Below are 24,817 nucleotides of genomic sequence, written 5' to 3'. Positions count from 1 at the left end.
TGGAGGCACCCACGCGCCCCACGGATCACCCAGAGCGCACCCCGAGCACATCCAGAGGATCACCAGCCGGTGCCCATGCGCCGCCCACCGGCACACCCACCCGCCACCCTTGGTTTCCGCCGCCGCCGTTGAGTGCCAGGCGCCGTGCAGCCCAGGGGGCGCTACAGGGGTAGCCTGAGGGGGCTTGGAGGCGTCTGCACATTCCCAGGGGCGCCAAAAAAATCTGCATCACGCCCCGCATTTCGTCACGCAAACCGCTTGACGTGCCCTCTCCCTCAGGGTAGAGATTGCCTCATAGACAAACACCACCTCGAAGGAACCCTCATCATGACCCGCACCGCCACCACCATCCGCCCCCGCCGCGCGCTCCATGCGCAATGCCTGGCCGATGCTGCGGCGTATCGGACGGCATTGGCCGCGCAATGGGCGCAGAAGAAGCCGCGCTACGGGGTGCGTATCGCGCTCTCCCTGCACTCCCTCCCGCTCGCCACGGCGAAGACGGCGCGGGCCTTCATGCCTCGCCTGCCGGGTTGATTTGCTCTTACCCCTACCTCAAAGGAACTCCTGTCATGTCTCGCAATGTCACCACCCACACCGGCACCCTCGAAATCATCCGGCGCCTCCCCAGCAGCACCAACGGCAACCCGCGCTGGCTCCTGCGGGTGGATGGGTGGGAGTGCCGTACCCCGGTCGATAGCTCGCTGGGGTATTCGGTGACGAATTACCAGGGCAAGCGCGTGAGGGCGTCCATTGGTACCCACTACGGCGTAGCCACGCTGCTTGACGTGCAGACCGCCTAACGCCCTCTCTGTGACCTAACCCCTACCTCAAAGGAACCCTTGTCATGCCTGAACTGTTCTCTGTCACCTATGAGATTGTGACGCCAGAAAGCGCCGAGGAAGGAGACGCCGCGGAACGGGGGTTTGTGCTCCCCGGGGAGTGGCGCCAGTCCGCCAATGAGATTGGCGATGTGCGGATGTCGTTGCGCGATGCCATGCGGCTTGCATACCCGCAAGAGGATTGCGGCAATTGGTGGGCCGAGGCGGACGGGCGCACAGATTACGAGACTGGCGCGGTTGAAACGCGCTGCATCCACCCGCCGCGCAATATCACCGCCGCCAGTTATGCGCGGGTTTCGCGCCTGCTTGGTCTGCCCTCCCGTCGCTAACCCGCCGCCTGAAGAGCCCCTAGAGGACCACAGGGGCGAAACCTAAGGCACCCCACATGGTGCCTGATGGTCGCGGATGGTCCGCCCTGGGCGCGCCCTAGCTGCGCCTTGGTCTCTCCTTCAGAGGAACCCTTGTCATGGCTAACATTTATGACCAGCACCGCGCCGCCTTCGCCAATGTGTCCGCCTATGTGGTCCTGCTGGGTGGCGAGCGGGTTGCCACGGTTGCCCTGAAGTTCCCCAAGGCGGGTGAGGGGCGTCTCTATGCCTACGTCCATTGGGTGGGCGAGCCGATGGTGCGGGGGTGTGCGGCGGGTTACGGATACGACAAGCGCAGCGCGGCGTGCGCCTCTGCGGCGGACAGGCTGCCCCTCGAACTGAGCGGCGGCGAGTATGCCGATGGCACGCCCCACTCCACCCCAGAGGAGCGCGCGGCATTCCTCCGGTTCCGCCAGGCGCTTCGCCAGGATGATGGCTATGGGTGGGACCGGCGCCTTCAGGATGCGGGCTTCAAGGTCATTCTGGCGGTCTAACCGGTCGCTCCGCCCCACACCCTGCGGTTGCTCAATAGGCAGCCGTGAGGGTGCCGGGTGGTGCGATTGGCACCGCTAGAAGGAGGATCACCCTATGGCCGCTTACCTCGCTGATGCAGAGTTGCCACCCGGCACCATCTATTGGACTGCGGAGGTGCGTATAGAGATCAAGCCCGCAGTCTATATCTGGCAACTGGCCGATAACGTCGCGCGGTTTGATAGTGTGTCCCATGCCCGATCCGTCATTGAGGATCTGAACGCATTCGAGAAATCAACGGCGGAACCGGGGGAGGTGTGTCGGCAATATCGTGTGGCTGTTCGCGTGGTACCACATGAAGACGACGCGGGGGGGAGGGCTGAAGCCATGACTGTGCCGCGCGAAATGGTCGCAGAGATCGGTGATTATGAGATCACCCGCCACCCCGCGAGCGGTGAATTTGAGGTGTGGAGCGCGGCGGCGCGTGTGGCGGTATTCCACAGCAAAGAGCGGGCGCTGCAATGGGCCTCCGCCTGGGCGGCGGCTGCCAGCAAGGTGGAGGGCTGACGCCATGACCATGCGCAACCCCTCCCCGCCTGTCTTCAGCACCTATGGCGCTCCCATGGGCCGCCGGGATCGCTCCCAAGGGGAGATGATGGGGCGCTGTTATCTGCGCCGCATCCCTATCACCTCCGGCGGCTATGACCGTGGTGGCGCCTACTGGGGCCTGGGCGCACCCCTGTGGTACGCTGAAGATAGCGAGGGTGAGGGCGGGGTGTACTTCCGCGCCGCCAGCCGGGAGGCAGCCAAGGCGCACATCCTGGCGCGGCACCCGACCGTGACCTTCTACCGCTGAAGCCCCACCTGACGCATCGGCTGAAGGACCACCCGGGGGCACCCTATAAAGCCCCTGGGCGCCTCCAGCCCATACGCCAGGTACATCCGTGTACCCAGGGTTACCTTCAGGTCACCCTTAGGTTCCGGCGCCGCACCAATGCCAGGGAATAAATCCTATAAAGCCGGGTGCGAGCGTACCCCCAAAGCAACCCCCAGTTAATCACAAGATCGCGATAAGCGCACTCTCTGGGGTCAAATCCATTTAAATACAATTCTATAGACAAATTCCTGCCTTTTTGGGTGGCCTCCCTGCGCGGGGGGAGGGGGGAAATCATACCTACTTAGCCGTTGCGCTTCAGGCCCAATTTTGGTTTCATGTCACGGTACAAAGGCCGGTGGTCAAAAATGGAAAAGCTTCGCTTGGTGGCATCCGCTGGAGCCACTTTCATGGGTGCTTTTGATTTTTACGTGGGATATTCTCTTACCTCGAAGGCGGCTTTCCGCCTGCGGAGCACCTACGCCAGGGGAAACCTTGCCGTAACGCTCCGCATTCATCATAGCCTTATTGACTTCGAAATCAGCCGAACAAAGAAAGGGCCTCGCCACCATGCCAAAGAACCCATTAGCCCCGGTGCAGGGGAGCGCGCGCTTATTTGCCGCCCTCTCTCAGTTCCGGGGCGTGAGGCGCGAGATGGAGGTACAGACCATGATGGCATTCTTGGCGGTGGCTAGCCGCCCAGGGGTCACCATGCGCGAACTGGAGGATCAACTAGACCTATCCTCCGCCGCGGTCTCCCGGACCATCGCGGGGTTATCCTCGCGGGTGGTTAAGGGGCGAGAGGGGGATGGCCTGGTCCAACAGGAGATCGACCCTAACGACACCCGTTACCGCATCCTCACGTTGACCCCGGCGGGTCACCGCCTGGCGGAACGGGTTCGCAGCATTCTCTATGGTGAGGCGGATCATGGCGCGGCTTCGTAACGGCACCTGGCAGGCCGATTGCACCATCCAAGGCAAGCGGTACCGGGAGCAGGGTTTCCCCACCAAGGCCGAGGCGGAGGCGTGGGAGGCGGTCACCCGGGCTAATGTCCTAGCCGGTCGCGCCCCGCCCCCCGGGCCTTCCGTAGTAGGGCGGCAGGAGGCAGCACCTCGCACCTATGCGCCCCAGGGGGTCACCCTGGGCGACCTGCGGGCCATCTGCCTGGGCGACCCGGAAATCTGGAAGGGGCGCAAGAACGAGAAAGATGCCACCCGCCTGTCCGAAGCTGCGTGCAAGCGGTTCGGCGCTCACACCCCAGCGGAAACCATAGGTGCCGCCGCGGTGACCCGGTGGCGCCTGGACATGATTGCGGAGGGGAAGAGCAATCAGACCATCAATAACTACCTCAACGCCCTGTCCCGGATGCTGCGCGCGGGGGAAGATGCCGGGATGCTGACCAAGCGCCCCAAGGTGCAGCGCATGAGCGCACCGAAGGCCCGCGAATGGTACGTGGCGCCTGAGGCGGTGGCTGCGCTGCTGGAGCGGATGCGCGCGCGTGATCCCGAGCTTGCTGACCTCGTGTTGCTACTGGTGGAGCAGGGTTGCCGCGCTTCGGAGGCCCTGGGCCTGGAATGGCAGCATGTGGAGGGGCGGCGCCTGCGCTTCTATGACACCAAAAATGGGGATGACCGATTCGCACCGCAGACCCCCGCGGTTGCCTCTATGCTCACCCGGCGGCGCCCTAAGGACGCCCTGCCGCACCACAGGGTGTTCCCCTATGAGTACGCGGCGTACAATAAGCGGTTCCGCCCCTGGCGTGATGCCCTGGGCGTGCCCCGGGGGACCAGCCTGCACCTCCTGAGGCACACCTGCGCTACCGCTCTGGTGAGCGCCGGGGTTGATTTAGGCGCCGTTGGGGTGTGGCTGGGGCATCATGACGTGCGCACCACCAAGCGTTACGCCAAATACACGGATACCGCCATGGCGGGCGTCGCGGCGCGGATCGGGGAGGTTTTCGCTGGCCCTGGTCCCTCCCCTGAGGGGGAGAAAGTGACCGTCACAGAGGTGACGGGGGGTGACGGGAAGGCGGCGTGACGGGAGCCTTAGTCGCTCCCTAGTGTGAACCCACCTTCCCCTAAGTCATTGAAAAGGAAGGTGGCGGAGGGGATGGGATTCGAACCCACGAGGGAAGGTTTAGACTCCCCTAACGGTTTAGCAAACCGCCGCCTTCGGCCACTCGGCCACCCCTCCGCAGGGTTTTGAAGTTACACGGCGTATGCGAGGCCGCTTCTAGCGCCCTCGCGGGGCCACGTCAAACGCCCCGCGGCATTCCTGGCGAAAAAGCTGGGGATAGATGGTGAAAACCACCCTCCCCCGCGCCTTTCTTCAGCCGAGGTGAACGGAAAAACCCTTCTGCACGGCGGGCCGCGCCATCATGCGGGCATACCAGGCAGCCACGGCGGGAAATTCCTCCAGCGTGCCGAGATGCCGCTCATGCCGCCAGGCCCAGCCCAGAATCGCGAAATCGGCGATGCTCGGCTCGCCCTCCGTCGCCACGAAGTCACGGCCCGTCAGGCGGCGCTCCAGCACGCCATAGAGGCGGCGCGTCTCCGTGCCATAGCGCTCCAGCCCATAATCGCGCGCGGGGCCCTCCGGACGCATCAGGAAATGGTGGACCTGCCCCGGCATGGGGCCGAAGCCACCCATCTGCCACATCAGCCATTCCCACACCGCCACGCGCCCGCGCGCATCGGCCGGCAGGAAGCGCCCGGTCTTCTCCGCCAGATAAAGCAGGATGGCGCCGGATTCGAAGACGCTGACGGGCTGCCCCTCCGGCCCCTCATCATCGACGATGGCGGGGATGCGGTTGTTGGGCGCGATCTTCAGGAAATCGGGGTTGAACTGCTCGCCCTTGGTGATGTCCACCACCTTGACGGTGTAGGGCAGCCCCATCTCCTCCAGCGCGACGCTGATCTTGCGTCCGTTGGGCGTGTTCCAGGTGTAGAGCGTGATCATCGTGGCGGTTCTCCCGGCCCTGGGGGATGTCAGGTCCGGGAGGGAAGCACGCGCCGGGCCCCACGTCAGCCCGGCGCGCGGAGATGTCAGCCCAGCTTCTTCTTCAGCAGGTCATTGACCAGGGCGGGGTTGCCCTTGCCCTGCATGGCCTTCATCGTCTGGCCGACGAAGAAGCCGAAGAGCTTCTCCTTGCCGCTGCGATACTCGGCCACCTTGTCCGCGTTCTTCGCCATGACCTCGTCGATCACCGCCTCGATCGCGCCGGTGTCGGTCACCTGCTTCAGCCCGCGCTCCTCGACGATGACGCCCGGCGCCTTGCCCGTCTCGAACATCACCTCCAGCACCTCCTTGGCGAGCTTACCGGAGAGGGTGCTGTCGCTGATGAGATCGAGCAGCGCGCCGAGATCGGCGGCGCTGATCGGCGAATTGCCGATGCTGGCGCCGGTGCGGTTGAGGCCGGCGAAGAAGTCGCCGGTGATCCAGTTGGCCGCCATCTTCGGGTCGCGGCCCCTGGCCACGGCCTCGTAGAAAGCCGCCGTCTCCTTCTCCAGCGTCAGCACATGCGCGTCATAGGGCGTCAGGCCGAAATCCTGAACGTAGCGCGCGCGGCGGGCATCGGGCAGTTCCGGCAGGGCGGCCTTCAGCTCTTCCACCCAGGCGGCGTCCAGCACCAGCGGCGGCAGGTCCGGGTCGGGGAAGTAGCGGTAGTCATGCGCATCCTCCTTGGAGCGCATGGAGCGCGTGACGCCGCGCGTGGTGTCGAAGAGGCGCGTCTCCTGCTCCACCACCTCGCCGGCTTCCCACAGCTCGACCTGGCGCCGCGCCTCGGCCTCCACCGCCTGCATGACGAAGCGGATGGAGTTGACGTTCTTCACCTCGCAGCGCGTGCGGAAGCCCTCGCCCGGCTTGCGGACGGAGACATTGACGTCCGCCCGCAGCGAGCCCTGCTCCATATTGCCGTCGCAGGTGCCGAGATAGCGCAGAATCTGCCGCAGCTTCGTCAGATAGGCGCCGGCCTCCTCCGGCGAGCGGAGGTCAGGCTCGGAGACGATCTCCATCAGCGCGACGCCGGAGCGGTTGAGGTCGATATAGCTCTTGGTCGGGTGCTGGTCGTGCAGCGACTTGCCCGCATCCTGCTCCAGATGCAGGCGGGTGATGCCGATCGCCTTGCGCGTGCCATCGGCCAGTTCGATCTCGATCTCGCCCTTGCCGATGATCGGGAACTGGTACTGGCTGATCTGGTAGCCCTGCGGCAGGTCCGCATAGAAATAATTCTTGCGGTCGAAGCGCGACCACAGATTGACCTGCGCGTTGAGGCCGAGCCCGGTGCGCACGGCCTGCGCCACGCATTCGCGGTTGATCACCGGCAGCATGCCGGGGAAGCCCGCATCGATGAAGCTGACCTGCGCGTTCGGCTCGGCGCCGAACTCGGTCGCGGCACCGCTGAACAGCTTGGCCAGCGAGGTGACCTGGGCATGCACCTCCAGCCCGATCACCACTTCCCAGGCGCCGGTCCCGCCTTCGATCGTGTAGCTCATGCCGCAGCCCTCACCGCCGGGGTGGCCTTGAAATCCGCGGCGCGCTCGATGGCGCCGCCAATCGCGAACAGGGTCTCCTCATCGAAGGGCCGGCCGAGGATCTGCAGGCCGAGCGGCAGCCCCTGCGCGTCCAGCCCGGCCGGCAGCGCCATGCCCGGGATGCCCGCCAGATTGGCGGTGATGGTGAAGACGTCGTTCAGATACATCGCCACAGGATCGTCCTGCGTCTCGTCGCGGCCGAAGGCGGCCGTCGGCGTCGCCGGGGTCAGGATGGCGTCCACCTTCTCCCAGGCCTGGTCGAAATCGCGCTTGATCAGCGCCCGCACCTGCTGCGCCTTCACATAATAGGCGTCGTAATAGCCGGCGGAGAGCACATAGGTGCCCACCAGGATGCGGCGCTTCACCTCGGCGCCAAAGCCGGCGGCACGGCTGCGCTCATAGAGGTCCTTGAGGTCCTTGCCATCCTCGCGCAGGCCGAAGCGCACGCCATCATAGCGGGCGAGGTTCGAGGAGGCCTCGGCCGGCGCCACGATATAGTAGGTGGCCAGCGCGTGCCGCGTGTGCGGCAGGCTGATCTCGACCAGCTCCGCGCCCTCGGCCTTCAGCCAGTCCATGCCCTGCTGCCACAGCGCGTCGATCTCGGGGGAGAGGCCCTCCACCCGGTATTCGCGCGGGATGCCGATGCGCAGGCCCTTCACGCCCCGCGCCACGGCGGCGGCGAAATCCGGCACCGCGCGGTTGGCGCTGGTGGAGTCCTTCGGGTCGAAGCCGGACATGGAGCGCAGCAGGATGGCGCAGTCCTCGACCGTGCGGGCCACCGGGCCGGCCTGGTCAAGGCTGGAGGCATAGGCGATGATGCCGTAGCGCGAGCAGCGGCCATAGGTCGGCTTGATGCCGGTCACGCCGCAGAAGGCGGCGGGCTGGCGGATCGAGCCGCCCGTGTCGGTCGCCGTGGCGCCGAGCGCCAGCCGCGCCGCCACCGCCGCGGCCGAGCCGCCGGAGGAACCGCCGGGCACCAGCACCGTCTCCGGCGCGCCCGCCCGCTTCCAGGGGTTCTCCACCCCGCCAAAGGCGGAGCTGAGGTTGGAGGAGCCCATGGCGAATTCGTCCAGATTCGCCTTGCCCAGGAAGACGGCGCCATCCTGGAGCAGCTTCGTGGTCACCGTGCTCTCATAGGGAGGCACGAAATCACCAAGAATGCGGCTCGCCGCCGTGGTACGGATACCCGCGGTGCAGAACAGATCCTTGATCGCCAGCGGAATGCCGGAGAGCGGCCCGGCCTCGCCGCGGGCGATCGCCGCATCAGCCGCCGCCGCCTGGGCCAGCGCCACCTCAGGCGTGATGGTGATATAGGCGTTGAGGCGCGGGTTGAGCTGCTCCACCGCGTCCAGATGGGCGCGGGTCAGCTCGACGGCGCTGATCCGCCGGGCATCGAGCGCGGCGCGGGCGCCGGCAATGGTGAAATCGGTCGGGGCGGTCATGGCTTACTCCACCACCTTGGGGACGGCGAAGAAGGCATCGGCACGGTCGGGCGCATTGGCCAGCACGGCCTGCTGCTGCCCGCCATCGGTCACCTGGTCCTCGCGCATGCGCAGGCTCTCGGCCCCGCCGCCGGCCATCGGCTCGACGCCGGTGGTATCGACGGCCTGGAGCTGCTCGATCCAGCCAAGAATTCCGTTCAGTTCGGTCTCGAGGCGCGGCAGATCCTGCTCCTCCACCCTGAGGCGGGCGAGCGAGGCGACGCGCCGGACTGTGGCGGTGTCGAGCGACATTCTGTTCTTCTTCCGGAAGTGTGTGTCTGTGGGTTTGCGCGCAAACGGGGGCGGACCATAAACACCGGCATGCCCATCTTCAACCTGAGCGAGTTGCGCGCCACCCTTTCCCCCGGCCAGAGGCTGATCGGCCTCGATCCGGGGAAGAAGATCATCGGCGTTGCCCTGTCCGATGTCACGCTGATGCTGGCCAGCCCCTATCGCGGCCTGCCGCGCGGCAAGCTGGCCGCCAATGCCGCCGAGATCCTGGCCATCGCCCGCCGGGAAGGCGCCGGCGGGCTGGTGGTCGGCCTGCCGCTCGGGCTGGATGGCAGCTTCGGACCCGCCGCCCAGGCCGCCAAGGACTGGGCCAAGGCCCTCTCCGAGGCCACCGCCCTGCCCGCCGCCCTCTGGGATGAGCGCCTCTCCTCCGCCGCCGTCAACCGCATGCTGATCGAGGAAGCGGACCTGACCCGCGCCAAAAGGGCCAAGGCCGTGGATGCCGCCGCCGCCGCCTATATGCTACAAGCGGCACTGGATACCGCTGGACGAAGCTGGTGAAACCGGTCACATTCCGGAATAATGAAAGCGTGCGGAACAACAGGCTCCGGCATGCCCGATGACCACCTCCATGCGTTGATCGGGGACCTGTACGATCTGGCCATTGGAGGGGGGCCGGAGCGTGGCTGGCAGGCGATCCTGGAGAGCCTCGCCGCCATGGTGGGCGCGCAGAATGCCGCCCTGCACCGGCAGGGGCCGCCGCCCGCCCGCCCCTCCATCCTGGCGACGCTGAACATCCCGCCGGAAACCGCGCGCGCTTATCGCGAATACTATTTCAACCGCGACATCTTCCTGTTGCGGCTGAGAAGCGGCCAGCGCGGCAACACGTTTTTCTCGCAGACCTACCTGACGGACACAGAAGTCGAAGGCTCCGAATTCTACAACGACCTGCTGCGCCCCAGCATGGGCAATGCCTTCTACCTGGCGGGCGGGCAGGCGCCGATCGGTGAGCAGACCCTGGTCCTCGGCCTGCACCGCCCGCGCGAGATGGGGCCCTATACCCCGGACCAGATGGCCAGCCTGCAATGCCTCTGGCCCCACCTGATGCGCGCCATGAAGGTGGAGGAGCAGCTGCTCAGCAGCCGCACCCTCGGGCAGATCGGCTATGCGGCGCTGGATGAGCTGGCCGGTGGCGTCGCCATCCTGCGGGCGGACCGGCGCTGCATCTTCATGAACCGGGCGGCGCGCCGCATGCTGCTGCGCCGGGGCGGGCCCATGGTGCAGTCCAGCGGCGGGCGGCTGCGGCTGCTGCAACCCTCGGCCGATGCCCTCTTCGCCACGCTGCTGGCCCAGGCCACCACGCCGGGCCAGACCCACCGCGCCGGCTCCATGCGCTGCGCCACCGCCGATGGCGGCCTGGCCCTGGCGATGATGATGGTGCCCTTCCAGCTGCCCATGCCGGACCTGCCGCCCGTACCCGGCCCCCTGGCCATGCTGCTGGTCTCCGACCCCAATGCCGCGCCGGCCATCAGCCTGGTCGACCAGGTGATGGCCATGTTCGGCTTCACCCGCGCGGAAGCGGAGGTGGCCGCCAACCTGGCCACAGGGCTGAGCGTGGAAGACGTGGCCATGACCCGCGGCGTGCGACTGACCACCATTCGCAGCCAGGTCCAGTCCCTCCTGGCCAAGACCGGCACCAACCGGCAGGGCGAATTGCTCCGCCTGCTGCTGGCCCTGCCGCGGATCGATTGCGGAGATGACGCAGAAGGGTTTTGAGCAGAAAATTGTGTTCTTTTTTGGAAAAAAGAACCAAAAAACTTTTTCAGATGTAATTTATGCGAATTAAATAAAATAACTGAAAAAGTCTTTTTGCTTCTTTTTCTTCAGAAAAAGAAGTTTATTACTTAAACTTTTTCCTCTCCCGCCACCACCGCAACCCGGCCCTTCCGGCGGAGGGCAAGGATGGCTATGGTCCGGCGCCTCTAGCCGGACTGGTCCCTCCATGCTGCCCTATCCTCACCGGCACCTCCTGGCCCTCGAGGGCCTGGAGCCGCCCTATATCGCCGATCTGCTGGATCTGGCGGAATCCTATGCCCTGCTGAACCGCAGCGGCAAAACCCAGCGGGACCTGCTGAAGGGCCGCACCCTCATCAACCTGTTCTTCGAGGACAGCACCCGCACCCGCACCAGTTTCGAACTGGCGGGCAAGCGGCTGGGGGCGGACATCGTCAACATGACGGTCTCCAGCAGCAGCGTGAACAAGGGGGAGACGCTGCTCGACACGGCCTCCACCCTCAACGCCATGCATTGCGACCTGCTGGTGGTGCGCCATGCCCAGTCCGGCGCCCCGGCCCTGCTCAGCCGCAAGGTGGATGCCGCCGTCATCAATGCGGGGGACGGCACGCATGAGCACCCGACCCAGGCCCTGCTCGACGCCCTGACCATCCGCCGCCGCAAGGGCCGGCTGGAGAACCTTGTGGTCGCCATCTGCGGCGATGTGGCGCATAGCCGCGTGGCGCGCAGCAACATCCACCTGCTGCTGGCGATGAATTGCCGCGTCCGCCTGATCGGCCCGCCGACGCTGATCCCGGCCGAGGCCACGCGCCTCGGCGTCGAGGTCTTCCACGACATGAAGGCCGGGCTGAAGGACGCCGATGTGGTGATGATGCTGCGCCTGCAGAAGGAGCGCATGGCGGGCGGGCTGATCCCCTCCGCGCGCGAGTATTTCCGCTTCTACGGCCTGGACGCGGCGAAGCTGGCCTATGCCAGGCCGGATGCCATCGTCATGCATCCCGGCCCGATGAACCGCGGCGTCGAGATCGACAGCGCCGTGGCCGACGACCCCGCCCGCAGCGTGATCGGCGAGCAGGTGGAGATGGGCGTGGCCGTCCGCATGGCCGTGCTCGATGTCCTTTCCCGCAACGCCCGGCGGAATGCGCGGCTGTGATGACCCCCATGCCTGATACCCTCTTCGTCAATGCCCGCCTCGTCGACCCGGCCTCCGGGCTGGACGCGCCGGGCAGCCTGCTGGTCAGCCGCGGGGTGATCGCCGACCATGGCGGCGCCCTCGGCATCCCGGACGGGGCCGATGTGGTCGATTGCGGCGGGGCCGTGCTGGCGCCCGGCCTGGTCGATCTGCGCGCCGCCCTGGGCGAGCCCGGCGCCGAATACCGCGAGACCATCGACTCGGCCGCGCTGGCGGCAGCGGCGGGCGGCATCACCACCCTCTGCGCCCTGCCCGAGACGCAGCCCGTGCTGGACGACCCGGCCCTGGTGCAGTTCGTCCGCAGCAAGGGCGAGGCCACCGGCAGCCTGACCATCCTGCCCTATGGCGCCGCCACCAAGGGCTGCGCCGGGCAGGAGATCGCCGAGTTCGGCCTGCTGAAGGAGGCCGGCGCCATCGCCTTCACCGATGGCACGCACGCCATCGCCAGCGCGCGCACCATGCGCCTCGCCCTCTCCTATGCCCGCGCCTTTGGCAGCTTCGTGGTGCAGCACCCGGAGGAGCCGAGCCTCGCCCGGGGCGGCGCGGCGACGGAGGGGGAACTGGCCACCCGCCTCGGCCTGCCCGGCATCCCGCCGGCGGCGGAGGCCATCATGGTGGCGCGCGACATCGCCCTGGCCCGGCTGACGGGAGGGCATGTGCATTTCGCCCATGTCTCCACCGCCGCTGCGCTGGAGCTGATCCGCGCCGCCAAGGCGGAAGGGCTGGCCGTCACCTGCGACACGGCGCCGCCCTATTTCGACCTGAACGAGACGGCGATCGGCGATTTCCGCACCTATGCCAAGCTCTCCCCGCCGCTGCGGCGGGAGGCGGACCGGCTGGCGGTGGTCGCGGCGCTGGCCGATGGCACGATCGACGCCATCGCCTCCGACCACCAGCCGGCGGACCCGGATGACAAGCGCCTGCCCTTCGCCCAGGCCTCGGCCGGCGGCACGGGGCTGGCGACGCTGCTCGGCATCACCCTGGCGCGGGTGCATGGCGGGGATCTTTCTCTCAGTGCCGCGCTGGCGCTGCTGACCAGCCGGCCGGCGGCGCTGCTCGGCCTGCCGGTGGGCAGGCTGGAGCGCGGCGCCCCGGCCGACCTTGTGCTGTTCCATCTGGAACGCGCCTGGAAGGTCGAGGCCGGGCGCCTGCCGGGCAAGGCGCAGAACTCGCCCTTTGACGGGCGGGCGCTGGAGGGCAAGGTCCTCGGCACCTGGAAGGCGGGCCGCCGGGTGTTCGGCGCATGATGGACGCTCTGATCCTCGCCGGGGCCGGCATCGGCTATCTCTCCGGCTCGGTGCCCTATGGGCTGCTGCTGACCCGCGCGGCGGGGCTGGGCGATATCCGCCAGATCGGCAGCGGCAATATCGGCGCCACCAATGTGCTGCGCACCGGCAACAAAAAGGTGGCGGCGGCGACGCTGCTGCTGGACGCGCTGAAGGGCGTGGTGCCGGTGCTGGTGCTCACCGCCCTCTGGGGGCGGGAGGCCGGGCTGGTGGCGGGGCTGGGCGCGCTGCTCGGCCATGTCTTTCCCGTCTGGCTCGGCTTCAAGGGCGGCAAGGGCGTGGCGACCGGGGCGGGCGTGCTGCTGGCCGCCGCCTGGTGGCTGGGCCTGGCCTGCGCCCTGCTCTGGCTGGCCATGGCCAGGATCACCCGGATTTCCTCCGCCTCGGCGCTGACGGCCTGCGCCGCCGCGCCGGTCATCGCCCTGCTGGCGGGGGATCTGCCGCTGGCCGCCTTCGCCTTGGTGCTGGCGGCGGTGATCATCGCCCGGCATCATGAGAATATCCGGCGCCTGCTGGCGGGCACCGAACCGCGGATCGGCGAGAAGAAAAAATGAACGACGAGGCGGCGCTGTCGCGGCTGCGTCTGGCGCGGACGGAAGGGGTAGGCCCCCTCACCTTCCGCCGCCTGATGGAGCGGCACGGCACCGCCGAGGCCGCGCTGGAGGCGCTGCCCGGGCTTGCCCCGGGCGGTGGCCATGCGGGCGGCCACCACGCGGGGGGCGGCTGGCGCGGCGCCCCCTTCCGCCCGCCCCCGCCGGCCGCCATCCGGCGGGAGATGGAGGAGGTGGCCGCGATGGGCGGCCGGTTCCTCTTTCTCGACGACCCCGACTACCCCCCCCTGCTGGCCCTGCTGGAGAGCGCGCCGCCCGCCCTGGCCTGCATCGGCGAGACCAGCCTGCTGGGCCTGCCGCAGGTGGCGCTGGTGGGGGCGCGCAATGCCTCGGCGCTCGGCCGCCGCATGGCCGCCGATCTGGCCGAGGGGCTGGCCGCCGCCGGGCTCGTCGTTACCTCCGGCCTGGCGCGCGGGGTGGATGGGGCGGCGCATCTCGGCGCGCTGCGGGCGGGGGCGACCATCGCCGTCATCCCCGGCGGGCTGGACCGCGCCTATCCGCCCGAGCATGCGGAGCTTCAGGGCCTGATCGCCGAGCGCGGGCTGGTGGTGGCGGAGGCGCCGCTCGGCACCGCGCCCATCGCCCGGCATTTCCCGCGCCGCAACCGGATCATCGCCGGGCTGTCGCTCGGCGTGGTGGTGGTGGAGGCGGCCCTGCGCTCCGGCACGCTGATGACGGCGCGGCTGGCGCTGGAGGCCGGGCGGGAGGTCTTCGCCGTGCCGGGCAGCCCGCTGGATCCGCGCTGCGCCGGCTCCAACGACCTGCTGCGCCAGGGCGCCCACCTGACCGAGCGGGCGGAGGATGTGCTGGAGAATCTGCCCGCCGCGCCGCGCCCGATGGGGGCCGTGACCGGCCGCGCCGCGCCGGTCGAGGCCGCGCTACCCCTCGCGCCGCCGCCTGGAGAGGCAGGGCAACTGCTTGATCTGATAGGCCCTTCGCCAGTTGTGGTTGACGAGTTGGTGCGACGCTGCCACCTCTCTGCCGCTGCGGTGCAGGCGATCCTGCTCGATCTGGAGCTGGAGGGGCGGATAGAAACCCTTCCCGGCAACCGGGTTATCCGCAGCGGCTTACGGTAGAGACCCCGCCAGACGGCAGCCCCGGCAGGCGAGAAGAGAGAGCGCACCGCACCCGCCATGACCGACGTCGTCGTCGTCGAATCGCCGGCCAAGGCGAAGACCATCAACAAGTATCTCGGGCAGGACTTCACCGTCCTGGCGAGCTTCGGCCATGTGCGCGACCTGCCGCCCAAGGATGGCAGCGTCCGGCCGGAGGAGGACTTCGCCATGGACTGGTCCGCCGAGGACCGGGGCGAGAAGCAGGTCTCCGCCATCGCCAAGGCGCTGCGCGGCGCCCGCAACCTCTACCTCGCCACCGACCCGGACCGCGAGGGCGAGGCGATCTCCTGGCACGTCCAGGAGATGCTGCGGGAGAAGGGCGCGCTGAAGGGCGTGCAGGTCCACCGCATCACCTTCAACGAGATCACCAAGCGCGCGGTGCAGCACGCGCTGGCCCACCCGCGCGATCTCGACACCCCGCTGATCGAGGCCTATCTGGCGCGCCGCGCGCTGGACTACCTGGTGGGCTTCACCCTCTCCCCCGTGCTGTGGCGCAAGCTGCCCGGCAGCCGCTCCGCCGGGCGGGTGCAGTCCGTCGCCCTGCGCCTGATCTGCGAGCGCGAGGCGGAGATCGAGATCTTCCGGGCGCGCGAATACTGGACGGTCGAGGGCCGCTTCCTCACCGCCGCCGCCGCCCCCTTCTCCGCCCGGCTGACGCATCTGGACGGGAAGAAGCTGGAGCAGTTCGACCTGCCGGACGAGGCCAGCGCCCTGCGCGCCCGCGCCGCGGTGGAGGCCGGGCGCTTCAGCGTCGCCAGCGTCGAGAAGAAGCGCAGCCGGCGCAACCCGCCGCCGCCCTTCACCACCTCCACCCTGCAGCAGGAATCCTCGCGCAAGCTGGGCTTCGGCGCGCAGCAGACCATGCGCCTCGCCCAGCAGCTCTATGAGGGCGTGGAGATGCAGGGCGAGACGGTCGGCCTCATCACCTATATGCGAACCGATGGCGTGCAGATGGCGCGCGAGGCGGTGGCCGCCATCCGCGACCATGTGAAGGCCAGCTTCGGCCCGGACTACATCCCCCCCGCGCCGCGCGAATATTCCTCCAAGGCCAAGAACGCCCAGGAGGCGCACGAGGCCATCCGCCCGACCGATGTGCGCCGCACGCCGGAGGAGGTGGCCCGCTTCCTCAACCCCGAGCAGCGCCGGCTCTACGAGCTGGTGTGGAAGCGCGCCGTCGCCAGCCAGATGCAATCGGCCGAGCTGGACCAGACGGTGGTCGATCTGGCCGATGCGGGCGGCCGCGCCCGGCTGCGCGCCAATGGCAGCGTCATCGCCTTCGACGGCTTCCTGAAGCTCTACCGCGAGGATGTGGACGACGCCCCCGCCGGCGCCGCCAGCGGCGAGGAGGATGACACCCGCACCCTGCCGCCGATGCGGGAGAAGGACCCGGCGAAGCTGACCGCCGCCCAGGCGGACCAGCACTTCACCCAGCCGCCGCCGCGCTATTCCGAGGCCAGCCTGGTGAAGAAGATGGAGGAGCTCGGCATCGGCCGCCCCTCCACCTATGCCTCCATCCTGCAGACGCTGCAGGACCGCGACTATGTGAAGCTCGACAAGCGCCGCTTCATCCCCGAGGACCGCGGCCGCCTCGTCACCGCCTTCCTGGTGAATTTCTTCGAGCGCTACGTCGATACCGGCTTCACCGCGACACTGGAAGAACAGCTCGACGACATCTCCGGCGGCCGGGCCGAGTGGCGGGCGGTGATGCGCGCCTTCTGGCGCGACTTCAACGCCGCCATCGCCGCCACCAAGGACCTGACCATCAGCGCGGTGATCGACGCGCTGGATGAGGAACTCGGCCCGCATTTCTTCCCGCAGCCGGCCGAGGGCGGCGACCCGCGCGCCTGCCCCGCCTGCGGCCCCACCGGGCATGGGGGGCGGCTCGGGCTGCGGCTTGGGCGCAATGGCGCCTTCATCGGCTGCTCGAACTACCCGGAATGCCGCCACACCCGCCCGCTCTCCGTCACCGGGGCGGAGGCGGAGGGCGAGGCCGCCCTGGCCGGCGGCATCAAGGAACTGGGCCCGGACCCGGTGAGCGGCGCCCCCGTCACCCTGCGGCGCGGCCCCTATGGCCTCTATGTCCAGCTGGGCGAGGGCGGCACGGATGCCAAGGGCAAGCCCACCAAGCCCAAGCGCGCCAGCCTGGCGCGCGGCATGGACCCGGATGCGCTGGACCTGGAGCGCGCCCTGGCCCTGCTCGCCCTGCCGCGCATCATTGGCCTGCATCCCGAGACGGGGGAGGAAATCTCCGCCGCCATCGGCCGCTTCGGCCCCTATGTGAAGATGGGCAGCATCTACAAGTCGCTCGACCGCGATGACGATGTGCTGACCCTCGGCATCAACCGCGCCGTGGCGCTGCTGGCCGATGCGAAGGCCAAGGTGCGCGGCCTCGGCCCGCATCCCAAGGATGGCGAGGCGGTGGAGATCAAGCGCGGCCGCTTCGGCCCCTATGCCCAGCATGGCAGCATCGTCGCCAGCCTGCCGCGCGCCCTGACCATGGAGGAGATCACCCTGGATCAGGCGGTGATGCTGCTGGCCGAGAAGGGCAAGAAGCTGCCGCCCAAGGGGGCGAAGAAGGCCCCGGCCAAGGGCAAGGCCCCCGCCAAGACCAAGGCTGCCCCCAAGGCCGCCACCGCCGCGGAGGAAGCCGATGGGGCGCCGGTGAAGAAGCCGGCGGCGAAGAAGGCACCCGCCAAGACGGATGCGGAGAAGGCCCCGGCGAAGAAGGCTGCGCCGAAAAAAGCCACCGCCGCGAAGCCCAAGGCCGCGGCGGCGGACAAGGCGGCCACGCCCAAAAAGCCCGCCAGGGCGAAGGCCTGACCGGTGGCCGGGGAGGAACCCCCGGCCCCGCTCCCCTCGCGCGATGCGCTGCGGCGCTTCCTGCGGGAGGCGCAGGGCCGCGCCGGCAAGACCGAGATCTCCCGCCATTTCGGCCTCAGCGCCGAGCAGCGCCCGGCGCTTCGCGCCCTGCTGAAGGAGCTGGAGCGCGAGGGCACCCTGCCGGCAACCGCCAAAAAACCGCGCCCGGGCGCGCCACTGCCGGAGATGGCGCCGGTCGAGGTCTTCGGCATCGACCCGGGCGGCGACCCCCTGGCCCGCCCGCTGGACTGGCAGGGCGAGGGCCGCCCGCCCCTCATCCATATGCGCCCGGAGCGCCCCGGCCAGCCCGCCCTGGCACCGGGGGACCGGGTGGTGGCACGGCTGAAACCGATCGGCCCCAACCCCTCTCCGAACCGCTATGAGGGCCGCACCTTCAAGCGGCTGGGCCGCGCCGCGCCGGCCCGCATCCTGGGCGTCTATCAGGAAGGCCGGCTGCAACCCACCGACCGCCGCCAGCGCGCGGAATGGAGCATCGCCCCGGAGGATGCCCAGGGCGCCGAACCGGGCGAGCTGGTCCTGGCCGAGCCCCTCCCCGCCCGCCCCTTCGGCCTGAACCCGGCGCGGGTGGTGGAGCGCCTCGGGCCGATGGACGCCCCGCGCGCCGTTTCTCTGCTGTGCATCCACGCCCACGGCATCCCGCAGGCCTTCCCGCCCGAGGCCCTGGCCGAGGCGGAGGCCGCCGCCCCCGTCTCCCCCGCCGGGCGGGAGGATCTGCGCGCCCTGCGCCTCGTCACCATCGATGGCGAGGATGCCCGCGACTTCGATGATGCCGTCTGGGCCGCCCCCGAGGGCGCGGGCTGGCGCATCGTCGTCGCCATCGCCGATGTGGCGCATTACGTCCGCCCCGGCGGCGCTCTGGACAGCGCCGCCTGGGGCCGTGGCAACAGCGTCTATTTCCCCGACCGCGTCGTGCCGATGCTGCCCGAGGCCCTCTCCAACGGGCTGTGCAGCCTGCGCCCCGGCGAGGATCGCGGCTGCCTCTTCGTCGAGATGCGCTTCGATGCGGGGGGGCAGAAACTCGGCCACCGCTTCGGGCGCGGGCTGATGCGCTCCCTCGCCCGGCTGACCTATGAGCAGGTGCAGGCCGCCCGCGACCATGGCGCGCCGCCCGACATGCCCAGCCCCGAATGGCCGGGCGAGGAAATCAGCCATCTCTACGGCGCCTTCGCCGCCCTGCACGCCGCCCGCCAGCGGCGCGGCACGCTGGATCTCGACCTGCCCGAGCGCCGCGTCCTGATGGACCCGGATGGCCAGGTGCGCGACGTGCTGCCGCGCGCCCGCCTCGACTCGCACCGGCTGATCGAGGAATTCATGGTCGCCGCCAATGTCTGCGCGGCGGAGGAGCTGGAGCGCCTCGCCCAGCCCTGCCTCTACCGCGTGCATGACCGGCCCTCCGACGCCAGGCTGGAGTCGCTGCGGCAATTCCTCGATTCGCTGGATCTCGACCTGCCGGCCGCCGGGGAGCTGCGCCCGCTCCACTTCGCCCGGCTGCTGGAAAACATGGCGGAGCGGCCGGAGGCGCGGCTGCTGCACGAGACGGTGCTGCGCGCCCAGTCCCAGGCCGCCTACAGCACAGAGAATATCGGGCATTTCGGCCTTGCCCTGGCGCGCTATGCCCATTTCACCAGCCCGATCCGCCGCTATGCCGACCTCGTGGTGCACCGCGCGCTGATCCGCGGCCTGAAGCTCGGGCCGGACGGGCTGGGGGAAGACGGGATCGCCCGCCTGCCCGACACGGCCGAGCACATCACCCGCACCGAACGCCGCGCCGCCGCCGCCGAGCGCGAGGCGGTGGAGCGCTATCTCACCCTGCACATGGCGTCCCGCATTGGCGGCATATTCGCCGCGCGTATTTCGGGGGTGACACGCTTCGGTCTGTTCGTCACGGTTGAGGAAAATGGCGCGGGCGGTCTCGTGCCTTTGTCATCCCTGCCGGACGATCAATGGGTTTTCGAGGAAGCCGCCCACCGGCTTTCCGGTCGCTATACGCGTCTTGCCTTCAGCTTGGGGCAGGCTGTCGAACTGCGTCTGGCCGATGCCATGCCGCTGACGGGGGGACTCGTCTTCCATCTGCTGCAGGGGATGCCGCCGGCGCCGGGCGCGCGGCGCAGCCGGGTGCGGCGAATCGCCCCAACCCCGAGCGGGGAGAAGGACAGGCGCGGCCAGCGGGCGCGCTGAGAGACTGTTTGGACATTCCTGGCGCCTGCGAAGTTGAGGGGGCTTTGCCCCCCCACACCCGCCCCTCTTTTGTTCCTGGGACAGGAGACAGGGCCTCCTGCCCCCCCCTTCAGAAAGGGTTTCCAAAGGCCTCAGGCCTTTGGTGGGGAGAGTTTGAGAGGGGCGAAGCCCCTCTCAAGAGCAAGCGCCGCATTTTGAAGCTGCTGGCGGCGCTGATGCTGGGCCTGCTCGGCCCGCTGCACGCCGCCAGGCCCGCCCAAGCCCAGGCCCAGGCGCAAGCCCAGGGCGAGTTCTCTCGCGCCCAGCTCCGCGCCGTGCTGCGCGAGGCCTTCGCCGCCATCGCCGAACGCCACCTGGAAGCCGCGGCACCGGGAGATCTCGCCCTTTGGTCGCTGCGCGGCCTCACGGCCATCGACCCCGGCCTGGGGGCTGAGGCCCAGGGCGGCCAGCTCCGCCTGCGCCTTGGCCCCAGCCTGCTGCGCGAAGCCCCAGTGCCGGGCGCGGCCGCCACCCCCGCCGGGCGCGGCACCTCCCCGCGCGCCGCGGTGGAAGCACTGGCCGACAGCCTCGCCCTTTTCTATGCCGAAGCCTGGGCAGCCTCCGCCACGCTGCGCCGGGCCGGGGTGGAACGCCTGCTCCAGGCCGGCTTCGACGAGGTGTTCAACCATCTCGACCCCTACAGCCGCTACATCACGGCGGAAGAGGCCTGGCAGGCCCGGCAGCGCCGCGTCGGGCAATCCGGCCTGGGCCTGCGCGTCGCCGCCGGCCCGCGCGAGGCGCTGGTGATCGCCACCCTGACACCGGAGGGCGAGGCCGCCCGCGCCGGCCTGCGCGAGGGTGACGAGCTGCGCAGCATCGATGGCGTGCCCGTCTCCGCCAGCCGCATCCTGCTGGCGGCGGAGCTGCTGGAAGGCCCGCCGGGCAGCGCCGTGGAACTGGAACTGCGGCGCGGCGGGCAGCGCCTCAGCGTGGTGCTGCGCCGCGCCACCCAGGCGCTGCAACCGCTCCAGGCCGAGTTGCAGGATGGCATCCTGTGGATGCGCCTCGGCGTCTTTTCCACCAACAGCACGGAGCAGCTGGCGGAGGCCCTGGCCAGCGCCTTCGCCAGCCCCACCCCGCCGCGCGGGCTGGTGCTGGACCTGCGCGGCAATCGCGGCGGCGTGCTGACCCAAGCGATGAGCGTGGCCGATACCTTCCTGACGGATGGGCTGGTGGCCCAGAGCCTCGGCCGCCACCCGGATGCCCGCCGCGTCTGGGAGGCCGGGGGCAGCGATCTGGCGCGTGGCCTGCCGCTGGTCATCCTCGTCGATGGCCGCACCGCCAGCGCCGCGGAGATCGTCGCCGCCGCCCTGGGGGACCGCGGCCGCGCCGTGGTGGTGGGCAGCGCCACGCTGGGCAAGGGGCTGATCCAGATCGTCATCCCCCTGCCCAACGGGGCGGAGGTGCTCATCTCCTGGTCGCGCGTGCTGGCGCCGGCCGGCTGGCCGGTGCAGGGCCTGGGCGTGCTGCCCGCCCTCTGCACCAGCCTGGGGCAGGACGCGGCGCGCAGCGGGCTCCAGGCGCTCGCCAGCGGCACGGCGCCCATGGGCGCCGTGCTGGCCCGCCTGCGCCAGGCCCGCGCCCCCGTGCCGGGCAGCGAGGTCGCCGCCCTGCGCGCCGCCTGCCCCCCCGCCGAGGGGCGCGACCTCGACCCCCAGGCCGCCCGCTTCCTCCTCGACAACCCCGCCGCCTACAGGGCTGCCCTGCCGCGCTGAGGCGGGTACGAATCCCAGGTTCTCCTTGACTGGAACGCTCAGATGGCTAGGTTGCGGCCTCTCGCGTCGCACCCGGGTGCGCGGCCTCTTGCCGCCGGGCTTGGGGTGCCCGTCGGCGCCCACGGAAGAATGTCATGGCCAAGTCGAACACCATTCTGATCAAGCTCGTCAGCACCGCTGACACCGGTTACTTCTATGTGACCAAGAAGAACACCCGCAACTCCACCGGCAAGATGGAGATGCGGAAGTATGACCCGGTCGTGCGCAAGCACGTCGCGTTCCGCGAATCCAAGATCAAGTAAGCCCCGCGCGCGGCACGCCCGCGCGGCACGCTTCCGGGAAAGGCCGTCCGGCAAGGGCGGCCTTTTCGCGTTTCAGGGAAAAGAGAAGGGTTCTTTTTTGGAAAAAAGAACCAAAAAACTTTTTCCTGTGGGCATGCCGCCACGTCGGGGCGCGGGCGGGCGGCAGGGAATCAGGCGACGCCCTGGCCCTGCTGGCGCTGCCAGTCCTCAGGGGTGGCCATCTCCACGCGGTTGCGGCCGCGCGCCTTGGCCCGGTAGAGCGCCGTATCGGCGGCCGCCATCAGCTGGTCCAGCGTCTCGCTGCCTTGGCTCATCGCCACACCGATGCTGGCGGTGATGGTCAGCGCCAGATCCGGGCCAACCTGGACAGGCTCATCCGCCATCGCCAGCCGCAGGCGGTCGGCGATCTGCAACGCCTCCTCCACGCCGGTCTCGGCCATCGCCACCACGAATTCCTCGCCACCGAACCGCGCCACCACATCCTCCGCCCGCAAAAGGGCACGGATGCGCAGGGCGACCTGCTTCAGGACGACGTCGCCAGCCGCATGGCCATAGGTGTCGTTCACGGCCTTGAAGCGGTCCACATCGAGCATCAGCAGCGTGGCGGAGCCATTGCGCAGCAGCCCCTCCATGTGGCGCGTCACATAGCGGCGGTTGCGCAGGCCGGTCAGGCTGTCCGTCACCGCCAGTTCCAGGGAGCGGTCCAGATCCGCCCGCAGCCGCTCCTGGTAACGGCGGCGGCGCACCTGGTTGCGCACGCGCGCGCGCAGCTCGTTGGTGTCCACCGGGCGGAGCACATGGTCATTGGCGCCGAGATCGAAGCCGCGCAGCACCTGCGCCCGCTGGTCCGCATCGGCGATCAGCAGCACCGGCAGGTCGCGCGTCGCCGCCTGCGCCCGCAGCCGCGAGGCGAAGCGCAGCCCCTCCCCCCCATCCAGCGACAGGCTGAGCAGGGCGAGGTCGAAGCTGCCCTCCGCCAGCGCCTGCCAGGCCTGCGCCGCGCTGGAGGTCAGCCGCAGCGTCACGCCATCGGCGCTGAGCACGCCGGTCAGCAGCTCGGCCTCGTTCACATCCTCGGTGGCCAGCAGCACGCTGGCGCCGGCCACCGTCTCCGGCGGCGGCGGCGGCGGCTCGAAGCCCAGCCCCAGCGCCGTCTCGGCCCGCAGGCGGAAGGCATCCAGCACCTGCTTCATCCGCAGCAGGGCGCGCAGCCGGGCGAACAGCGTCTGGTGGTCCACCGGCTTGGAGAGGAAGTCATCCGCCCCGGCCTCCAGCCCGCGCACCCGCTCCACCGGGTCCACCAGCGCGGTGACCATGACAACGGGGATATGCGCCGTGGCGGCATTGGCCTTCAGCCGGCGGCAGACCTCATAGCCATCCATGCCCGGCATCATCACGTCGAGCAGGATGACATCCGGCATCCACTCCTCGGCGCGCAGCAGCGCCTCCGGCCCCGAGGCAGCCAGGGAAACATCGTAATACTCGGCGTTGAGACGGGCCTCCAGCAGGCGAAGATTGGCGGCGATGTCATCGACGACCAGAATCCTTGCGCTCATGCCGGCTCGATCTTTCTCCAGGAGAAGGCTTCGGCGGCCTGCCCAGGCAGCGGCCAGGAACACGCCAGGGCAGCCGGCGAAGCCGCCCGCTGCCCTTCCGCGAGATGATAGCACATCAGCGGGAGACGGCGAGAGTCGAGGCTCCGGGAAGCCTCAACCCCAGGGTGAAAAATTCCAGGAAACAGCGCGGAAGGGGCGCGTCAGCCCGGGGCCGCGAGCAGGCGGCGCACCACCTCGGCATAGAGATCGGCCAGGGCGCGCAGCTCGTCCACGGGGGTCGATTCATCCGCCTTGTGCATGGTGGCACCCACCGCGCCCAGCTCGGCCACCGGGCAATAGCGGGCGATGAAGCGCGCATCCGAAGTGCCGCCCCCCGTATCCAGCTGCGGCGCCCGCCCGGTGACGGCCAGGGTGGCGGCCGAGAGCGCCTCCACAAAGGCGCCGGGCTGGGTCAGGAAGCTCTCGCCGGAGCATTCCGTCCGCAGCTCATAGCGCGCACCCTCGGCCTCCAGCGCCGCGTGCAGCAGGGCGGTGAGCGAGGCACTGCTGTGCAGGTCGTTGAAGCGGATGTTCAGCTTCGCCCGCGCCACGCCGGGGATGACATTGGTGGCGGGGTTGCCGACATCGAAGCTCGTCACCTGGAGGGTGGAGGCCTCGAACCACGCGCTACCCTGGTCGAGCGGCGTGGCGGTCAGCCGGTGCAGCACCCGGACCAGGCGGTGGATGGGGTTATCCGCCCGCTGCGGATAGGCCGCATGCCCCTGCACCCCGTGCAGGGTGATGGCGGCATTCATGCTGCCGCGCCGGCCGATCTTGATGGTATCGCCCAGCGCCACCTTGCTGGTGGGCTCGCCGACGATGCACATATCCGGCGTATGGCCGTTCTGCGCCATCCATTCCAGCACCTTGACCGTGCCGTAATGGGCAGGCCCCTCCTCATCGCCGGTGATCAGCAGGGAGAGGCTGCCGGGCAGGTCGCGCGGCAGGCGGGCAATGGCGGCCACCCAGGCGGCGATGCCGCCCTTCATGTCCGTCGCGCCACGGCCCATCACCAGCCCGTCGCGCAGCTCGGCACCGAAGGGGTCGGTGCTCCACAGCGCCGGGTCGCCGGGCGGCACCACATCGGTATGCCCGGCGAAGCAGAGATGCGGCGCGCCCGTGCCACGCCGGGCGAAGAGGTTCTCCACCGCCTCCCCCGCCTCACCCTCGGGCGGGCCGAAGACGAGCCGGGTGCAGGTGAAGCCGAGCGGCGCCAGCACCGCCTCCAGCACCCCCAGCGCCCCGCCCTCCGCGGGCGTCACGCTCGGGCAGCGGATCAGGTCCTGAAGGAGCGGAAGCGGGTCCATGGC

Annotated in this window: 23 protein-coding genes and 1 tRNA gene; 17 read left to right on the top strand and 7 right to left on the bottom strand. The window is 69.4% G+C overall.

Annotated elements, in window-relative coordinates; translation table 11 throughout:
- The first annotated feature begins 327 nt into the window (after positions 1-327).
- From NON00_RS02250 to NON00_RS02220, 7 genes are all read left to right on the top strand, one after another.
- On the top strand, positions 328-534 hold the full coding sequence (locus NON00_RS02250; RefSeq protein WP_256017238.1) for a hypothetical protein: 207 nt from the start codon (positions 328-330) through the stop codon (positions 532-534).
- Between the two features lie 35 nt (positions 535-569).
- Positions 570-800, top strand: coding sequence for a hypothetical protein (locus NON00_RS02245; protein ID WP_256017237.1), 231 nt, complete (start codon positions 570-572; stop codon positions 798-800).
- A gap of 44 nt (positions 801-844) precedes the next feature.
- Positions 845-1,168, top strand: a complete 324-nt coding sequence (locus NON00_RS02240) for a hypothetical protein (protein ID WP_256017236.1) — start codon at positions 845-847, stop codon at positions 1,166-1,168.
- 137 nt (positions 1,169-1,305) lie between these two features.
- Entirely contained in the window at positions 1,306-1,701 is a 396-nt protein-coding gene (locus tag NON00_RS02235; protein WP_256017234.1) for a hypothetical protein, read from the top strand.
- 94 nt (positions 1,702-1,795) lie between these two features.
- Positions 1,796-2,245: a hypothetical protein gene (locus NON00_RS02230; RefSeq protein WP_256017232.1), complete on the top strand. Its 450-nt coding sequence runs from the start codon at positions 1,796-1,798 to the stop codon at positions 2,243-2,245.
- An 88-nt stretch (positions 2,246-2,333) separates the two neighbouring features.
- The gene (locus NON00_RS02225) at positions 2,334-2,534 is read left to right on the top strand and encodes a hypothetical protein (protein ID WP_256017230.1); all 201 of its coding nucleotides are present in this window, start codon (positions 2,334-2,336) and stop codon (positions 2,532-2,534) included.
- A gap of 946 nt (positions 2,535-3,480) precedes the next feature.
- On the top strand, positions 3,481-4,590 hold the full coding sequence (locus NON00_RS02220) for a site-specific integrase (protein WP_256017229.1): 1,110 nt from the start codon (positions 3,481-3,483) through the stop codon (positions 4,588-4,590).
- Between the two features lie 61 nt (positions 4,591-4,651).
- On the opposite strand, the gene NON00_RS02215 is transcribed toward NON00_RS02220, so the two are convergent.
- The 5 genes from NON00_RS02215 to gatC all read right to left on the bottom strand — a co-directional run bounded on the left by NON00_RS02215 (position 4,652) and on the right by gatC (position 8,821).
- Positions 4,652-4,746 (bottom strand) — tRNA-Ser (locus tag NON00_RS02215).
- A 135-nt stretch (positions 4,747-4,881) separates the two neighbouring features.
- Complete coding sequence (locus NON00_RS02210; RefSeq protein ID WP_256017228.1) at positions 4,882-5,511, bottom strand: glutathione S-transferase family protein; 630 nt, start codon at positions 5,509-5,511, stop codon at positions 4,882-4,884.
- An 86-nt stretch (positions 5,512-5,597) separates the two neighbouring features.
- Positions 5,598-7,049 carry an Asp-tRNA(Asn)/Glu-tRNA(Gln) amidotransferase subunit GatB gene (gene gatB, locus NON00_RS02205; RefSeq protein WP_256017227.1) on the bottom strand — a complete coding sequence of 484 codons (1,452 nt, stop codon included), beginning with the start codon at positions 7,047-7,049 and terminating at the stop codon, positions 5,598-5,600.
- Positions 7,046-8,530 carry an Asp-tRNA(Asn)/Glu-tRNA(Gln) amidotransferase subunit GatA gene (gene gatA, locus NON00_RS02200; RefSeq protein ID WP_256017226.1) on the bottom strand — a complete coding sequence of 495 codons (1,485 nt, stop codon included), beginning with the start codon at positions 8,528-8,530 and terminating at the stop codon, positions 7,046-7,048. Before gatA ends, gatB begins: the two co-directional genes overlap by 4 nt.
- 3 nt (positions 8,531-8,533) lie before the next feature.
- Positions 8,534-8,821 carry an Asp-tRNA(Asn)/Glu-tRNA(Gln) amidotransferase subunit GatC gene (gene gatC / locus NON00_RS02195; protein WP_256017225.1) on the bottom strand — a complete coding sequence of 96 codons (288 nt, stop codon included), beginning with the start codon at positions 8,819-8,821 and terminating at the stop codon, positions 8,534-8,536.
- Positions 8,822-8,890: 69 nt separating this feature from the next.
- Between gatC and ruvX the strand changes: the two genes are divergently transcribed.
- The 10 genes from ruvX to rpmG all read left to right on the top strand — a co-directional run bounded on the left by ruvX (position 8,891) and on the right by rpmG (position 21,912).
- Positions 8,891-9,361 carry a Holliday junction resolvase RuvX gene (gene ruvX / locus NON00_RS02190; RefSeq protein ID WP_256017224.1) on the top strand — a complete coding sequence of 157 codons (471 nt, stop codon included), beginning with the start codon at positions 8,891-8,893 and terminating at the stop codon, positions 9,359-9,361.
- Positions 9,362-9,412: 51 nt separating this feature from the next.
- Positions 9,413-10,576: a hypothetical protein gene (locus NON00_RS02185; RefSeq protein ID WP_256017223.1), complete on the top strand. Its 1,164-nt coding sequence runs from the start codon at positions 9,413-9,415 to the stop codon at positions 10,574-10,576.
- A 226-nt stretch (positions 10,577-10,802) separates the two neighbouring features.
- Positions 10,803-11,747: an aspartate carbamoyltransferase catalytic subunit gene (locus NON00_RS02180; protein WP_256017222.1), complete on the top strand. Its 945-nt coding sequence runs from the start codon at positions 10,803-10,805 to the stop codon at positions 11,745-11,747.
- 8 nt (positions 11,748-11,755) lie between these two features.
- Positions 11,756-13,033 (top strand): dihydroorotase family protein, encoded by a 1,278-nt coding sequence (locus tag NON00_RS02175; protein ID WP_256017221.1) that lies wholly within the window; start codon positions 11,756-11,758, stop codon positions 13,031-13,033.
- Positions 13,033-13,626, top strand: a complete 594-nt coding sequence (gene plsY / locus NON00_RS02170) for a glycerol-3-phosphate 1-O-acyltransferase PlsY (RefSeq protein WP_256017393.1) — start codon at positions 13,033-13,035, stop codon at positions 13,624-13,626. The genes NON00_RS02175 and plsY overlap by 1 nt, the downstream gene beginning before the upstream one ends.
- On the top strand, positions 13,623-14,759 hold the full coding sequence (gene dprA / locus NON00_RS02165) for a DNA-processing protein DprA (RefSeq protein WP_256017220.1): 1,137 nt from the start codon (positions 13,623-13,625) through the stop codon (positions 14,757-14,759). The genes plsY and dprA overlap by 4 nt, the downstream gene beginning before the upstream one ends.
- Positions 14,760-14,816: 57 nt before the next feature.
- Positions 14,817-17,618: a type I DNA topoisomerase gene (gene topA / locus NON00_RS02160; RefSeq protein WP_256017219.1), complete on the top strand. Its 2,802-nt coding sequence runs from the start codon at positions 14,817-14,819 to the stop codon at positions 17,616-17,618.
- A 3-nt stretch (positions 17,619-17,621) separates the two neighbouring features.
- On the top strand, positions 17,622-19,856 hold the full coding sequence (gene rnr / locus NON00_RS02155; protein WP_256017218.1) for a ribonuclease R: 2,235 nt from the start codon (positions 17,622-17,624) through the stop codon (positions 19,854-19,856).
- 194 nt (positions 19,857-20,050) lie between these two features.
- Positions 20,051-21,610: a S41 family peptidase gene (locus tag NON00_RS02150; protein WP_256017217.1), complete on the top strand. Its 1,560-nt coding sequence runs from the start codon at positions 20,051-20,053 to the stop codon at positions 21,608-21,610.
- Between the two features lie 134 nt (positions 21,611-21,744).
- Positions 21,745-21,912 (top strand): 50S ribosomal protein L33, encoded by a 168-nt coding sequence (rpmG, locus tag NON00_RS02145; RefSeq protein ID WP_256017216.1) that lies wholly within the window; start codon positions 21,745-21,747, stop codon positions 21,910-21,912.
- Positions 21,913-22,082: 170 nt separating this feature from the next.
- Here the strand turns inward: rpmG and NON00_RS02140 are convergent, their stop codons facing one another.
- Positions 22,083-23,468 (bottom strand): PleD family two-component system response regulator, encoded by a 1,386-nt coding sequence (locus tag NON00_RS02140; RefSeq protein ID WP_256017215.1) that lies wholly within the window; start codon positions 23,466-23,468, stop codon positions 22,083-22,085.
- Positions 23,469-23,668: 200 nt separating this feature from the next.
- On the bottom strand, positions 23,669-24,814 hold the full coding sequence (gene dapE, locus NON00_RS02135) for a succinyl-diaminopimelate desuccinylase (RefSeq protein ID WP_256017214.1): 1,146 nt from the start codon (positions 24,812-24,814) through the stop codon (positions 23,669-23,671).
- Between the last annotated feature and the right edge of the window lie 3 nt (positions 24,815-24,817).

Source organism: Roseomonas sp. GC11, assembly GCF_024437745.1.
Taxonomy (GTDB): domain Bacteria; phylum Pseudomonadota; class Alphaproteobacteria; order Acetobacterales; family Acetobacteraceae; genus Pseudoroseomonas.
The sequence above is the reverse complement of the archived record's forward strand: the minus strand, read 5'-3'. Positions and strand labels throughout refer to the sequence as shown.

Coding starts and splice junctions, on each gene's coding strand:
- NON00_RS02225 (WP_256017230.1), top strand. CDS start 2,334: ATGGGGCGCTGTTATCTGCGCCGCATCCCTATCACCTCCGGCGGCTAT.
- NON00_RS02185 (WP_256017223.1), top strand. CDS start 9,413: ATGCCCGATGACCACCTCCATGCGTTGATCGGGGACCTGTACGATCTG.
- dapE (WP_256017214.1), bottom strand. CDS start 24,814: ATGGACCCGCTTCCGCTCCTTCAGGACCTGATCCGCTGCCCGAGCGTG.
- NON00_RS02245 (WP_256017237.1), top strand. CDS start 570: ATGTCTCGCAATGTCACCACCCACACCGGCACCCTCGAAATCATCCGG.
- NON00_RS02230 (WP_256017232.1), top strand. CDS start 1,796: ATGGCCGCTTACCTCGCTGATGCAGAGTTGCCACCCGGCACCATCTAT.
- NON00_RS02220 (WP_256017229.1), top strand. CDS start 3,481: ATGGCGCGGCTTCGTAACGGCACCTGGCAGGCCGATTGCACCATCCAA.
- NON00_RS02235 (WP_256017234.1), top strand. CDS start 1,306: ATGGCTAACATTTATGACCAGCACCGCGCCGCCTTCGCCAATGTGTCC.
- ruvX (WP_256017224.1), top strand. CDS start 8,891: ATGCCCATCTTCAACCTGAGCGAGTTGCGCGCCACCCTTTCCCCCGGC.
- NON00_RS02210 (WP_256017228.1), bottom strand. CDS start 5,511: ATGATCACGCTCTACACCTGGAACACGCCCAACGGACGCAAGATCAGC.
- gatA (WP_256017226.1), bottom strand. CDS start 8,530: ATGACCGCCCCGACCGATTTCACCATTGCCGGCGCCCGCGCCGCGCTC.
- gatB (WP_256017227.1), bottom strand. CDS start 7,049: ATGAGCTACACGATCGAAGGCGGGACCGGCGCCTGGGAAGTGGTGATC.
- gatC (WP_256017225.1), bottom strand. CDS start 8,821: ATGTCGCTCGACACCGCCACAGTCCGGCGCGTCGCCTCGCTCGCCCGC.
- topA (WP_256017219.1), top strand. CDS start 14,817: ATGACCGACGTCGTCGTCGTCGAATCGCCGGCCAAGGCGAAGACCATC.
- NON00_RS02250 (WP_256017238.1), top strand. CDS start 328: ATGACCCGCACCGCCACCACCATCCGCCCCCGCCGCGCGCTCCATGCG.
- plsY (WP_256017393.1), top strand. CDS start 13,033: ATGGACGCTCTGATCCTCGCCGGGGCCGGCATCGGCTATCTCTCCGGC.
- NON00_RS02140 (WP_256017215.1), bottom strand. CDS start 23,468: ATGAGCGCAAGGATTCTGGTCGTCGATGACATCGCCGCCAATCTTCGC.
- NON00_RS02240 (WP_256017236.1), top strand. CDS start 845: ATGCCTGAACTGTTCTCTGTCACCTATGAGATTGTGACGCCAGAAAGC.
- NON00_RS02180 (WP_256017222.1), top strand. CDS start 10,803: ATGCTGCCCTATCCTCACCGGCACCTCCTGGCCCTCGAGGGCCTGGAG.
- dprA (WP_256017220.1), top strand. CDS start 13,623: ATGAACGACGAGGCGGCGCTGTCGCGGCTGCGTCTGGCGCGGACGGAA.
- NON00_RS02175 (WP_256017221.1), top strand. CDS start 11,756: ATGCCTGATACCCTCTTCGTCAATGCCCGCCTCGTCGACCCGGCCTCC.
- rpmG (WP_256017216.1), top strand. CDS start 21,745: ATGGCCAAGTCGAACACCATTCTGATCAAGCTCGTCAGCACCGCTGAC.